Raw genomic sequence first — 12,953 nt, 5'->3', positions numbered from 1 at the left:
AAATCACTTATATATATCAAATTTTAAGTTAAGTATAATTTATGACTAGTATTTCTATAATATCAACAGTGATTTTATAGAAAATATTAAAAGTAATTTTATTTAAAAGTTAAAAATATAAGAAAAACATAGGAAGAAATTTAGAATTATTTCCTATGTTTTCTTATATGAAGTTTATATTTATTTTTAGTATAAAAGAAATATATTAATTATAATTTATTTAAGAATGATTTTAATGTGGTAACTATTTTAGATATATCTTCTTTAGTAATCCAATAATGAGTTACAAATCTCATTTGTCCATTCTCTATATCGTTTATTTTAATATTATTTTCTAAGAAGTAATTAACTAAAGCTGGAGTATTAATAGTAGAATCTTTAAAGCTAAAGAATACCATATTTATTTTAACATTATCTAAGTTAACATTAAGCTCAGGAATTTTATTTAGTTCATTTGCAAGTAACTTTGCATTTTCATGATCATCTTTTAGCCTTTTAGACATATCATTAAGTGCAACTATTCCAGCTGCTGCAAGGAAGCCAGCTTGTCTTAATCCCCCACCCATAAGCTTTCTGTTTTTTCTTGCTTTATTTATAAAATCTTTCTTTCCAGCAAGAATTGATCCAACTGGTGCGCATAATCCTTTAGATAAACAGAACATAACTGAGTCACAATATTTAGTAATTTCCTTTACATCAACTCCAAGATATGTAGATGCATTAAAAACTCTTGCACCATCTAAATGAACTGGTAAGTTATACTTTTTTGATAGCTCATAAACTTCTTTCATATTTTCAAGAGATAATACATTACCACTAGAATGAGCATTTTCAATACAAATTAGTGATGTAGAAGGGAAATGAATATCATCATCCTCAAAACGAATTCTTTTTTCTATTTCTTCTGCTTTTATAACACCATTTTGTGAATCAATAGTTCTTAATTGGACACCAGCAATTACAGAGCTTGCACCAACTTCATGGGCAACGATATGATTAGAATCTGATAAAATAACTTCACTACCTCTTTTGCAGTGTGTTAATAATGCAAGCTGATTACCAAATGTTCCACTTGGAACAAAAAGAGCAGCTTCTTTTCCAATAACTTTAGCAGCTAAATCTTCAAGTGCATGAATAGTTGGATCATCCCCATAGACATCATCACCAACTTCAGCATTAAACATAGCTTCTTTCATAAAGCTTGGTTGTTTAGTTACAGTATCACTTCTTAAATCTATAAAATTTTTCAATTGAAGCACCTCATTTACATAAATTTATAACAATAATTAAAACTATTATAATATAATAGAAGTAGCTAATAAAAGTAATTTTTAAATAATATAGGAATTGTTATTTTTAAGTAATAAGGAGTGATTGTTATGGGATCAGAAAAAAGAAGACTAGAAGGTATAATGTTATTTGGAATCATAGGGTTACTTTTTGGATTAGTAGGCAATATATCTTATTATCTTAAGTTAACAGGAATTTATATTGAGTTTTTTTATAATATAGATATAGAATCTGCAAGTATAATGATGATAATTCCAACTATCGGATTAGGAATTGCTGCTATAGCAAATTATAAGCTAAATGTAGATGAGGAAATTTTAGAAGAACTTAAAAATAAAACTTTATTTTTTAAGTTAATTTGTATTTTATTTGCTTTTTATATGCTATTTACTATTGTAGTAATGAAAAACTTAGTTTTATTTAGAACAGCAATTTTAATGGAAATACTATTAATTTTAATGTATATTATTGCAAGGAAAGCAAAAGCGTTAGAACTTACGGATAGACAATTGAAATGGAAAAGAGATTATGATTATCCTGGAACGTATAATAAAGAAAGCAACTTCTTTTGGAGAATGAAATTTAAATTTTCACCACATGTAAAGGTTAAATGGAAAGATAGAGTTAATAGAATAAAATGGATGAAGCTATTATTTATGATTTTTTTTATGTTAGGAGATTTTGATAGAGAAGTTTATATTATTCTAATAATATTTATTCCAGACCTAATATATTTCTTTGAAGTTATATTTGGGTTATATACAAAAACAAGTGGTATATGTACAGGGGTAGTAGAGGTTGGAGAGTCTGAAAATAGTAGTGTAATCATATATAAAGCATATATAACAGATTATCAAAATGAAGAAGAAATAACTTTTAAAGTAAGAGATTATTGTTATATTTCTGAAAGAGATGAAGTAGTTGTAGTTCATAGTATGATAACTAAAAGAATTATAGAAGTTCAAGGAATAAGAATGGATTTTATATAAAATAATAAAAAGGGCTATCATAAATAATTATTGAAAAATTTATTAATAATTATTTATGATAGCCTTTTCATATAGTCCTCTAAAATAGAAGTTATATTATAGATATGATATTATATAAAGTATGAAATAAATCTACTCTTTACATTAAAGGATGTTTTATTAAAAAGTTGATTTAACGATATAGATAAAAGGATAGGTGAAGAAAATGAAAACTAATTATCATACACATAATTATAGATGTAACCATGCGATAGGAACTATAGAAGATTATGTAGAGGAAGCAATAAAAGAAGGTTATGATGAAATAGGTATATCAGACCATCTACCTCATCCAGGAAAAAATATAGATAATTACAATAGAATGACATATGAGGATTTTGATACTTATTTTAAGGAAATAGATGAAGCTAAAGAGAAGTATGGAGATAAAATAAAAATAAAAAAAGCAATAGAATGTGAATACTTTGAAGACTATCATTGGCTTTATGATGAGTTAAAAGAAAAGCATAAGGTAGATTATTTAATTCTTGGAGTGCATTTTTTCCCTTATAAAGGAGAATGGTTATATGTTGGCGGAGTTAAGCTAACACCTGAAGCTTTAGAAAGATACATAGACTATGTAATAAAATCTATGGAAAGTGGATATTTTAAATACATAGCTCACCCAGATTTGTTTGGAATTTCTTATAGAAACTGGGATGAGCACTCAATTAAAGCAGCAAGAAGAATACTAGAAAAGGCAGAAGAATTAAAAATGCCAATAGAAATTAACATAAATGGTATTAGAAGAGGGAAAGTTAAATATAACTTAGGAGAAAGATACTTTTATCCTATGGAAAGCTTTTGGGAGTTATCAAAAGAATATAATGTAGATAGAATAATAGGTGTAGATGCACATAATCCAATAGATTTAAGGGATTTCAATAAAGGTGAAGAGTTTGTGAAATCTTTAAATTTAAAGGTAATAGATAAAATATAAATTTACTTAAAGGGTAACAAATGTTACCGAAAAAGCTGTAACCCTATGTTACACTATCATTAGAAAATTAATGATAGATATTGGAGGAAGAAAAGATGAGTTTATATTTAGGAAAGATTCATTATTGGCTATTTAATAAAATAGTTTGGTTTGAAGGACTTGAAGAGGAAATAATAAATTTAGCAAAAAATGAAGGTTTAGACATAGAAAGCTTATCAAAAGAAATAAATAATAAATACGGAGAAAAGTTACCTAATCTTCCATTAGAAGAAATGATAGATAAATCAAATATTCACGGTTGGCTACAAGAAAAAATACACTCAGCAGAAAAGAGACTTGCAACATGGACTGTTAAACTTTTAGAAAAAGAAAATACAAAGAATAAATTAGAAACTTTATATGTAAATCAAGGGATAAAAGCTGCTAAAGAAGCAAAAGAAGAAGGAAAGTTTTTAGGAAATGCTATAGATATATTTAATGCAGTAAACGACTATATATTAGATGGAATGCCTTGTGATAGAGTAAATGAAGTTTTATCACAGGAAGAAAATAAGGTTTTTTGGAAAAGAAGAATTTGTGTTCATAAAGATATTTGGGATTCTATAGGTGGAGATGTAAATTACTTTTATACTCTAAGGAATTTATGGATAAAAGCTTTTGTTAATGAAGCAAACAAAGAGTTCAATTATATTCAATATGAAAATGATGAGATGTCAATAGAAAGAGTATAGGAGGATAAGAAAATGAATGCAATAGAATTAATGATGGAAGAACACAAAAATATTAAAGAAATGCTTAAGGTAGTTAGAAAAGCTTGTTTTAAAGTTTTAGAAGGAGAAGAGGTTAACTACGATGATTTTTATAAGATGATACATTTTATAAGAAACTATGCAGATTCTCATCATCATAAAAAAGAAGAAATAATGCTTTTTAATAGAATGGTAGATGAAATAGGAGAAACAGCAGAAAAAGTAGTTAAGTATGGAATGCTTGTAGAACATGATCTTGGAAGATTGTATGTAACAAACTTAAGAGAAGCATTAGAAGCCTTAAAAGGTGGAAATGCTGAAGCTAAATTAGATATAATTGCAAATGCAGTTTCTTATACAAATCTTTTAGAAAGACATATCCATAAAGAGGATAATGTAATATACAAATTTGCAGAAAGAGAATTAAAAGAAGAAACTATAGAAGAAATTAATGAAGAATGTGTAAGCTTTGAAGATGAAAATATAAATGTAAAAGATGAAAATTTAGCTATACTAGAAGAATTAAAGGTGAAATATTGCATTTAATATAGGATTTAAATTACAATAAATATGGGAAATATAATTAGAAATAAGTATAAGGATAGGTGATTAAGATGATAACTAAGGACATGACAATAGGAGAAGTTATAAAGGCAAAAGATAATGCACCAGAAATTTTAATGGGCTTTGGAATGGGATGTGTAGGATGTCCATCAGCTCAAGCAGAAACAATAGCAGATGCTGCAATGGTACACGGATTAAATTTAGAAGCTTTATTAGAAGCTTTAAATAACTAAAATTGTTTGAGTAAAGTTTTAAATAAGCAATTATAAGGCTAAGTGATTTTAAGATTGCTTGGTCTTTCTATTTTATGACGGATTAACTTTATTATTGTTATCATACAAAAAGCAGCAGGTAAGGTGGTCATTCACCATGCCTATAGATTGCATAAAAGCGTAAATGATAGTGCTTCCAACGAATTTAAAGCCAATTTTCTTTAAATCCTTACTGATCATGTCAGACAATTCTGTTCTTGCAGGAACCTGAGAGATTTCCGTCCAGTGATTTTGAATAGGTTCATAATTAACATATCTCCAAAAGAAATCATGTAAGCTACCATATTGGTTTAACACCTTATAATATGCTTTTGCATTTTCAACAACAGCTTTTACTTTTAGTTTATTTCTTATAATACCTTTGTTTTGTAGAAGTTCTTCTATTTTACAATCATCATATTGAATGATGACTGCAGGATCAAAGCCATCAAATGCTTGACGTAATGTTTCTCTTTTAGATAGTATTGTGGACCAGCTTAATCCAGCTTGTTTTCCTTCTAAGATAAGCATCTCAAATAGCTTTTTGTCATCATAGACAGGATTTCCCCATTCTTTGTCGTGATATATTTTTTCAAGGGGATTGTGATTTGCCCAATCACAACGAATACAATCATGTTCTTTCATTAAATTATACCTCCAATACCGAAAGCAATCAAAAAATCACTTTTATAATTATACCATAAAATAGGAAGGTATAATTTTAAAAATACATTATTTGGAGAATAAATATTTATAAGGAAATTAGGTAAATAAAAATATTAACAAATATTAGATATTTTATATGATCATTTTGTTGTGTATGCATAGTATAAAAGTATTAAGATAGCCTTTAAAGGAAAATATTTATTAGTAGTTAAGATATATATAAATTATAAAAGAGGTGTATAAATGGAATACAATATATTAATTGGTGGAAGTGCAGGACAAGGACTTGATACCCTAAGTGATTTTTTAGAAAAAACAATAAAGAAATCTGGATTGTATCTTTTTTCAAATAAAGATTATATGTCAAGAGTTAGAGGAGGACATAACTTTATACAAATCAGATTTGGAGAAAATAAAATATATTCACATAAGAATGAATTAGATTTAATACTTGCTTTAGATGAAGATACTATTTTATATCATATGGATAGATTAAAGCATGATGGAGTTGTAATAGCGGATAAAGGTATAAAGCTAGAATATGAAAAAATTTTAAAACTACCACTAGTAGCTACAGCAAAAGGATTAAGTTTATCTAAGGCTTTTACTTCAGTAGCAGCGGGAGCAGTATTAAAATACTTTTCTATAGATATAGTAGGTATAGATAAATATTTTAGTAATAAGTTGTCTGATGATATAAGAAATAAAAATATAGAAGCAGTTAAATTAGGATATGATTTAATTGATTCTAAGTATTCAATGGAAGAGACAGACTTATCAAAGCATATATTAATAAATGGAAATAATGCTATTGCATTAGGTGCTATTGCAGGTGGATTAGATTTTTATTCAGCTTATCCAATGACACCAGCAACGAGTATAATGACTTACTTAGCTGAAAAGCAAGTAGAAACAGGAATAGTTGTTGATCAAGCTGAAGATGAAATTGCAGCTATAAACTTTGCTATTGGAGCATCATATGCAGGGGCTAGGGCAATGACAGGAAGCTCTGGTGGTGGAGTTTCACTTATGGTAGAGGCATTTGGTCTTGCAGGTATAACAGAAACACCAATAGTTATAGTAGATTCCCAAAGACCGGGTCCGGCTACAGGCTTACCAACACGAACAGAGCAAAGTGATTTAAGTTTTTTATTAACAGCATCTCAAGGAGAATTCCCAAGAGCTATAATAAGTGTTAGGAATGCAGAAGATGCTTTTTATAAAACTGTGAAAGCCTTAAATTTAGCTGATAAATATCAAACTGTTGTAATTTTATTAACAGATCAATATTTAGCAGATGCCAATATAACTATTCCTAAATATGATTTAAACAAAGTAAAAATAGAAAATTATATATCAGAGGGAGAAGAGTTAAAAGAAGTAGAGGAATATAAGAGATATAAAATAACGGAAAGTGGAATATCTCCAAGGATGATTCCTGGTAACTCTAAGCATCAAGTGGTTTTAGTAGATAGTGATGAGCATACTGAAGAGTCACATATAACAGAAACATCAGAAATGAGAGTTGCTCAAATGAAAAAGAGAATGAGAAAGCTATTATTAATTAAAGAAGATATGGAAGAACCAGAATTTATAGGAGACGAGAATGCAGAAACTTTATTATTAGGTTTTGGATCAACTTACGGAGCATTAAAAGATGCTGTTAAAGAATTAAATAAGCAGGGGAAAAAAGTTGGAGCATTAAGTTTTGGAGATATATATCCATTACCACAAGAAAATTTGATAAAATATTCAAAACAAGTTAAAGAAATAATAAATGTTGAACAAAATTTTACAGGGCAATTAGGTAAGTTAATAACTCAAGAAACAGGGATATTAATGACTTCCAGCATATTAAAATATGATGGAAGACAAATAACAGGAAGCGATATAGTAAAGAAAATTGGAAAGGAGGAGTTCTAATGTTAGAGTTAAATTTGTATAAAAGTAATGATGAAATTGCTTGGTGTCCAGGGTGTGGAAATTTTGGTATATTAGCAGCGATAAAAGAAGCATTATCTGAACTAGAGGTAAAGCCAGAAGATGTCGTTATGGTATCAGGTATTGGACAAGCAGCTAAAACTCCTCACTATTTAAAAGTAAATGGATTTAATGGTCTTCATGGTAGAGCATTACCGCCAGCACAGGCTATAAAAATGGTAAATAAAAATCTTAAGGTAATTATAACTAGTGGTGATGGAGATTCTTATGGTGAAGGTGGAAATCATTTTATTCATAATATAAGAAGAAATGTAGATATGGTACATCTTGTTCATAACAATCAAATCTATGGCTTGACCAAAGGACAAGGATCTCCAACAACGGCAAAAGGACAAGTTACTTCAATGCAATTTGAAGGAGTATATGTTAATCCAATAAATCCATTAGCAGTAGCCATTAGTGCAGGAGCAACTTTCGTAGCAAGGAGCTTTTCAGCAGATAAGGAGCATTTAAAATCTATAATAAAAGCAGCAATGAATCATAATGGATATTCACTAATAGATATAATGCAACCTTGTGTAGTATTTAATAAAATAAATACTTTTAAATGGTACAAGGATAGAATATATAAGTTAGATGATAGCTATGATTCAACTAATAAAGTAGAAGCACTTAAAAAAGCAGAAGAATTCGGTGATGAAGGAATTCCAGTAGGAATAATATATAGAGATAATACTAAAGAAAGCTATCATCAAGCTCATCCAGTATTAAAGACAGGTGCAAATTTGATAGATAGAAAATGGCAACCTAAAGATACTGAAAAGCTTGTTGATGAGTTTTTATATAATTAGAAAGTCTAAGATGAAAAATAGATTTATATTAAAAATAGTAAGTAATTTTTTAAATTACTTACTATTTTTAATAATTAATCAAGAGTATTTAAAAAACTTAGAACTTCATGAGAGTTCCCTCTAAAAATAACTTTTTCCTTTTTCTTTTCTAAAGAGTATTTATAAAGGGGATCATAGTAATCTTTAAGAAAGATTTCTATCCAATTTTTATGTTTTTCTAATCTGCCAGTTGATAATTGATTTTTAAAAGCAAGCTCAAGTTCATCTAGTACTATTTTGAATCTATCCCCACCTAATTTTTTCTTTAATCGGTCCATACTAGAATATATGTAATTAAACCATTCATTTAAACCTAACTCTTCACCAAATTTATTTTTATATTCTTTTTGTGAATCGATAACATATTCTTTTAAGGTATTTTCAATACGCTCTTCTAGGGAAACATCTAAAAGAACTACATTTCCACTATGAAAATAATTAAATAAGTCTAGTGGAATAAAGTTCCTTCCTACATTTTTTCCTTCATCTTCTAAAATAATATGTTTAAAGGCTTTTTCTTTATGTTTGATTAAAGAATAAGCTAAATTATTTTCAAAGTTTATTTGTGTTGGTTGAGGAGTAGTATGAGCACCAAAAGAGGAGCCTCTATGATTAGCTAGTCCTTCTAAATCTATTGAATTCTCTAATTTATTTAAAATTATAGTCTTTCCAGAACCAGTGAATCCTGTGAGAATTATAGGAGTATAATTTTGATTTTCTAAAGCTAATGAATCTATAAGATAATTACGAAAGGCCTTATATCCGCCTTCTATCCTATAAATTTCCTTTTTAAGCTCGTTTGTAATCCACTCTTGAGAAATTCTTGATCTTGAACCACCTCTAAAGCAATATAATATAGCATTAGGATTAGATTCTATAAATGATATCCAAGAGTTTACTCTATCATCTTTAGTTTTACCTGAAACTAATTTATATCCAAGCTTTGTAGCTTCCTCATTCCCTTTTTCTTTATAGCAAATTCCAATAATATGACGTTCCTCATTATTTAAAATAGGAATGTTAAAAGAATTTAAAAATGCTCCTTTTTCATATTCAATAGGAGCTCTTACATCTATAAGTGGTATTTCTTCTAAAACAATTTTTTTGAAATCATTAGTTAATGGATATTTAGTATTGATCATAATCAGTCCTTTTTAATTTAATATACTTATTAATTATTACTATTATTATAAGCTTTATTAAATATTATAAGAGTTTATTTAATAATAATAAAGGGAAATCTTAAAACTAATGAAATTTAATGTAAGAAATTGTATATAAAAATATTGAAAATGATTACATAAAATGTTAATATATGTATGGGATAAATATATTAATTAAATTATTTAGGGGGTCTTAATAATGTTTTTATTTGAAGCAATCCCATGGTATTCATTTGCTATGTGGATTGTAGTATTAATTGGACTTATTCTTATCAATGAAATTGCTCGTTCAAACAAATGGTTTTCACTAGCAATATTTTTAATTCTACCAATAGTTCTTACTTTTGCAGTATGGCCTAAAACTGCAGGGAAGGGTTCTAGTGTTGGAACTTGGTTCCATTGGGCAAAGGTTTATTCAGCACTGGCAGGATGTTTAGGGTTTATGGCTTTAAGATTTATTAAAGAAGCTAATACTAAAAAATATCTTTTAATTTTTCCACCATTAATATTATCTATAAATATTTTAGAAGCCGTTATTCGTGATTTTCAGTGTTATAGCTTAAATGGATTAGTAGATGGTGTTTTTATGGTTGGAGGACCATGGAATATTATGAATGGAATTGCAGGAATATTAAATATAATAACAATTTCGGGTTGGATGGGAATTGTTATAGGAAAAGATAAGTATAAAGATATGTTATGGCCAGATCAATTATGGTTTTGGATAATTGCTTATGATTTATGGAATTTTGCTTATGTTTATAACTGTGTTTCAGATCATTCTTTCTATGCTGGACTAGCTCTTTTATTATCTTGTACAATTCCAGCATTTTTTATAAAGAAAGGTGCATGGTTGCAACATAGGGCACAAACTTTAGGAATATGGATGATGTTTGTTATGTGTTTCCCATCATTTGTTGATACATCAATGTTTGCAGTTAAATCATCACATAACGAATTAGCTTTATGGATAGTAAGTGGATTAGCCTTAGCATCAAATGTAGCAGTATTTATTTATCATTTCTATAAGATAGTAAAATATAAACGCAATCCTTTAAAAGTTGAAATCCATAATGATTTAGAAGCATATAATGAAATTTTAGCAAAGGGAAATATTACTCTATAATAAACGAAAAGCGTATGAACTGTAAAAGTTTCTACGCTTTTTATTTATATTTTAAGATTTTTAATGTATAAGCTTAAATATTTTTAATAGTTCTTAGTTGATAACTAAGATGAGCAGTAGGAAAATACAATAATTAAAGTTATGTGACATAGTTACATAAAAAACTCTTTTAATGATGTAAAATATCCACATAAGAAAAAAATAATAAATTTTAGGAGTGAAAATAGTATGTTTGGTTTATTTAATAAAAATTCAGGAAAAGTTATGAATGTAAATGATATTGATAATTTAATTGGAAAGATAGATTTAATTGATATAAGAGAACCATATGAATATAAAACAGGAAGTATAAAAAGTGCAAAAAATATTCCAATGGGAGATCTTTTATCAAATCCAGAAAAGTATTTAAAGAAAGATAAAGAGTATCACATATTATGTCAATCAGGGGGAAGGAGCTCATCAGCTTGTGGTAAGTTAACAAAGCTTGGCTTTAATGTAGTTAATGTAGCTGGTGGCGTTGGCTCATATGCAGGAAGTAAAAGAAAGTAGTATAAATATATATTAATAAAACCTTTGAGAGGGTTAAGGTATGAAAAAAAGAATATTAATAATTGGTGGTGTTGATAGAGGAGCTTCAGCAGTAGCAAGACTTAGAAGATTAAGCGAAGAAGATGAAATAATAATGTTTGAAAGGGATCCTCATGTATCATTTTACGAATACTTTAATGATAAAACTACATAAAGAGAAAGTATAGTAACAAAATATAATTTTAAATAACAAAAAGGCTTCAAGAAAATTATCTTGAAGCCTTTTTAGGAGTAGTTTAATAAAGAGAAAGAGATAAAATACATAAATAGTTTATGTATTTTAAATGAATTTATACAAATTAATTAACAAATATAAAATTTATATAATTTTTAAAGGAATATAGAGTTAAGATATATATGTGTTAAAATATAGAGTGTTAGATAAAATATGTAAAAGTTAATTATAAAGATAATTTCTTTTATAAGTATATTTTATTTAAATGAGTAAAAAAACAATATAAGAATGGAGAGTGAAGTTATGAAAAGAGTAGAAGAAAGATTTTTAGAATATGTAAAAATAAATACTAAATCAGATGAAACAACTAGAAAGACTCCAAGTACAAAGGGGCAATTAATTTTAGCAGAAAAACTATGCAATGAGCTTAAAGAAATAGGATTAAAGGATGCAAAAATAAGTGAACATGGATATGTTTATGCTACACTAGAGAAAAACTGTAACAGAGATTTACCAGTTGTAGGTTTTATAGCTCATATGGATACAGCTCCAGATTATAGTGGAGAAAATGTAAATCCTAAAATTATAGAGAATTATGATGGAGGAGATATTAAGTTAAATGATTCAGTAGTACTATCTCCTAAATTTTCACCTGAATTAAAAGAGTATATAGGAAAAACATTAATTACTACAGATGGAAATACACTTTTAGGTGCAGATGATAAAGCAGGACTTGCAGAAATTATGACTGCAATAGAGTATTTAGTTAATCATCCAGAAATTGAGCATGGAACTATCAAAGTAGGATTCACACCTGATGAAGAAATTGGAGAAGGTGCAGATCATTTTGATGTTGAAGAGTTTGGAGCAGATTTTGCTTACACTATGGATGGTGGGAGACTTGGAGAGCTTGAGTATGAAAACTTCAATGCTGCTGGAGTAAAAGTTCAAATAAAAGGAGTTAATGTTCATCCAGGTTATGCAAAGAATAAGATGTTAAATTCAATAATGGTTGCTAATGAATTTATAAATAGTCTTCCATTAGATGAAGTTCCAGAAAAAACTGATAAGTATGAAGGCTTCTCACATCTTACAGATATAGAAGGAACTGTTGAAAATACATCACTAAATTATATTGTAAGAGATTTCTTTACAGATTCTTTTGAAGCAAGAAAAGAAAAGTTTAAAGCTATAGAAAAAGAATTGAATGAGAAGTATGGAGAAGGAACTGTAGTGGTAAGTATAAAAGATCAATATAGAAATATGAAAGAAAAAATTGAACCTGTTATGCATATAGTAGAAAATGCAAAAGAAGCTATGATAGATGTAGGTGTTACTCCAAATATAAGACCTATAAGAGGGGGAACCGATGGAGCAAGACTTTCATTTATGGGCTTACCAACTCCAAATATATTTGCAGGTGGAGAAAACTTCCATGGAAAGTACGAATATGTTCCAATAGAATCAATGGAAAAAGCTGTTGATGTAATAGTTAATATAGTTAAGAAATATAGTAAATAGTTATACTTTTTAATAAAAAAATTACTACAAGTTTATTAATTCTTGTAGTAATTTTTTGCGA

General features: G+C 27.8%; 14 protein-coding genes. 11 read left to right on the top strand and 3 right to left on the bottom strand.

The annotated features are described in order from the left end of the window. Window positions 1–209: 209 nt before the first annotated feature. Window positions 210–1,250 (bottom strand): low-specificity L-threonine aldolase, encoded by a 1,041-nt coding sequence (ltaE, locus tag ACZJV1_RS12650; RefSeq protein ID WP_463650349.1) that lies wholly within the window; start codon window positions 1,248–1,250, stop codon window positions 210–212. Between the two features lie 129 nt (window positions 1,251–1,379). Between ltaE and ACZJV1_RS12645 the strand changes: the two genes are divergently transcribed. The 5 genes from ACZJV1_RS12645 to ACZJV1_RS12625 all read left to right on the top strand — a co-directional run bounded on the left by ACZJV1_RS12645 (window position 1,380) and on the right by ACZJV1_RS12625 (window position 4,804). Continuing rightward, window positions 1,380–2,279 (top strand): hypothetical protein, encoded by a 900-nt coding sequence (locus ACZJV1_RS12645; RefSeq protein ID WP_463650348.1) that lies wholly within the window; start codon window positions 1,380–1,382, stop codon window positions 2,277–2,279. Window positions 2,280–2,484: 205 nt separating this feature from the next. Continuing rightward, window positions 2,485–3,258, top strand: coding sequence for a histidinol-phosphatase (locus ACZJV1_RS12640; protein WP_463650347.1), 774 nt, complete (start codon window positions 2,485–2,487; stop codon window positions 3,256–3,258). 95 nt (window positions 3,259–3,353) lie between these two features. After that, a complete protein-coding gene (locus tag ACZJV1_RS12635; RefSeq protein WP_411168252.1) occupies window positions 3,354–3,989 on the top strand; it encodes a hypothetical protein in 636 nt (211 codons plus the stop codon). 12 nt (window positions 3,990–4,001) lie between these two features. Further along, window positions 4,002–4,553 (top strand): hemerythrin domain-containing protein, encoded by a 552-nt coding sequence (locus ACZJV1_RS12630; RefSeq protein WP_463650346.1) that lies wholly within the window; start codon window positions 4,002–4,004, stop codon window positions 4,551–4,553. 68 nt (window positions 4,554–4,621) lie between these two features. Continuing rightward, window positions 4,622–4,804, top strand: a complete 183-nt coding sequence (locus ACZJV1_RS12625; RefSeq protein ID WP_322412590.1) for a DUF1858 domain-containing protein — start codon at window positions 4,622–4,624, stop codon at window positions 4,802–4,804. Window positions 4,805–4,876: 72 nt separating this feature from the next. Here the strand turns inward: ACZJV1_RS12625 and ACZJV1_RS12620 are convergent, their stop codons facing one another. Continuing rightward, the gene (locus ACZJV1_RS12620; RefSeq protein ID WP_463650345.1) at window positions 4,877–5,467 is read right to left on the bottom strand and encodes a DNA-3-methyladenine glycosylase I; all 591 of its coding nucleotides are present in this window, start codon (window positions 5,465–5,467) and stop codon (window positions 4,877–4,879) included. A gap of 264 nt (window positions 5,468–5,731) precedes the next feature. On the opposite strand from ACZJV1_RS12620, the gene ACZJV1_RS12615 reads away from it, so the two are divergent. Then, window positions 5,732–7,411 (top strand): 2-oxoacid:acceptor oxidoreductase subunit alpha, encoded by a 1,680-nt coding sequence (locus ACZJV1_RS12615; protein WP_460289345.1) that lies wholly within the window; start codon window positions 5,732–5,734, stop codon window positions 7,409–7,411. Then, on the top strand, window positions 7,411–8,280 hold the full coding sequence (locus tag ACZJV1_RS12610; RefSeq protein WP_460289344.1) for a 2-oxoacid:ferredoxin oxidoreductase subunit beta: 870 nt from the start codon (window positions 7,411–7,413) through the stop codon (window positions 8,278–8,280). The genes ACZJV1_RS12615 and ACZJV1_RS12610 overlap by 1 nt, the downstream gene beginning before the upstream one ends. 74 nt (window positions 8,281–8,354) lie before the next feature. Here the strand turns inward: ACZJV1_RS12610 and mnmH are convergent, their stop codons facing one another. Next, window positions 8,355–9,461 (bottom strand): tRNA 2-selenouridine(34) synthase MnmH, encoded by a 1,107-nt coding sequence (gene mnmH / locus ACZJV1_RS12605; RefSeq protein WP_463650344.1) that lies wholly within the window; start codon window positions 9,459–9,461, stop codon window positions 8,355–8,357. A 220-nt stretch (window positions 9,462–9,681) separates the two neighbouring features. On the opposite strand from mnmH, the gene ACZJV1_RS12600 reads away from it, so the two are divergent. The 4 genes from ACZJV1_RS12600 (at window position 9,682) to pepT (ending at window position 12,892) form a co-directional block, all read left to right on the top strand. Next, window positions 9,682–10,608 (top strand): DUF5692 family protein, encoded by a 927-nt coding sequence (locus ACZJV1_RS12600; protein ID WP_463650343.1) that lies wholly within the window; start codon window positions 9,682–9,684, stop codon window positions 10,606–10,608. Window positions 10,609–10,836: 228 nt separating this feature from the next. Beyond that, the gene (locus ACZJV1_RS12595; protein ID WP_411168246.1) at window positions 10,837–11,157 is read left to right on the top strand and encodes a rhodanese-like domain-containing protein; all 321 of its coding nucleotides are present in this window, start codon (window positions 10,837–10,839) and stop codon (window positions 11,155–11,157) included. A 40-nt stretch (window positions 11,158–11,197) separates the two neighbouring features. Then, a complete protein-coding gene (locus ACZJV1_RS12590) occupies window positions 11,198–11,350 on the top strand; it encodes a hypothetical protein (RefSeq protein ID WP_463652179.1) in 153 nt (50 codons plus the stop codon). A 309-nt stretch (window positions 11,351–11,659) separates the two neighbouring features. Beyond that, a complete protein-coding gene (pepT, locus tag ACZJV1_RS12585) occupies window positions 11,660–12,892 on the top strand; it encodes a peptidase T (RefSeq protein ID WP_463650342.1) in 1,233 nt (410 codons plus the stop codon). Window positions 12,893–12,953 lie beyond the last annotated feature (61 nt).

It is taken from the genome of Clostridium sp. LS3 (genome assembly GCF_055330225.1).
This window is presented reverse-complemented; position numbering and strand designations above follow the sequence as displayed.

Coding starts and splice junctions, on each gene's coding strand:
- ACZJV1_RS12630 (WP_463650346.1), top strand. CDS start 4,002: ATGAATGCAATAGAATTAATGATGGAAGAACACAAAAATATTAAAGAA.
- ACZJV1_RS12620 (WP_463650345.1), bottom strand. CDS start 5,467: ATGAAAGAACATGATTGTATTCGTTGTGATTGGGCAAATCACAATCCC.
- ACZJV1_RS12610 (WP_460289344.1), top strand. CDS start 7,411: ATGTTAGAGTTAAATTTGTATAAAAGTAATGATGAAATTGCTTGGTGT.
- ACZJV1_RS12645 (WP_463650348.1), top strand. CDS start 1,380: ATGGGATCAGAAAAAAGAAGACTAGAAGGTATAATGTTATTTGGAATC.
- ACZJV1_RS12600 (WP_463650343.1), top strand. CDS start 9,682: ATGTTTTTATTTGAAGCAATCCCATGGTATTCATTTGCTATGTGGATT.
- pepT (WP_463650342.1), top strand. CDS start 11,660: ATGGAGAGTGAAGTTATGAAAAGAGTAGAAGAAAGATTTTTAGAATAT.
- ACZJV1_RS12615 (WP_460289345.1), top strand. CDS start 5,732: ATGGAATACAATATATTAATTGGTGGAAGTGCAGGACAAGGACTTGAT.
- ACZJV1_RS12595 (WP_411168246.1), top strand. CDS start 10,837: ATGTTTGGTTTATTTAATAAAAATTCAGGAAAAGTTATGAATGTAAAT.
- mnmH (WP_463650344.1), bottom strand. CDS start 9,461: ATGATCAATACTAAATATCCATTAACTAATGATTTCAAAAAAATTGTT.
- ACZJV1_RS12640 (WP_463650347.1), top strand. CDS start 2,485: ATGAAAACTAATTATCATACACATAATTATAGATGTAACCATGCGATA.
- ACZJV1_RS12625 (WP_322412590.1), top strand. CDS start 4,622: ATGATAACTAAGGACATGACAATAGGAGAAGTTATAAAGGCAAAAGAT.
- ACZJV1_RS12590 (WP_463652179.1), top strand. CDS start 11,198: ATGAAAAAAAGAATATTAATAATTGGTGGTGTTGATAGAGGAGCTTCA.
- ACZJV1_RS12635 (WP_411168252.1), top strand. CDS start 3,354: ATGAGTTTATATTTAGGAAAGATTCATTATTGGCTATTTAATAAAATA.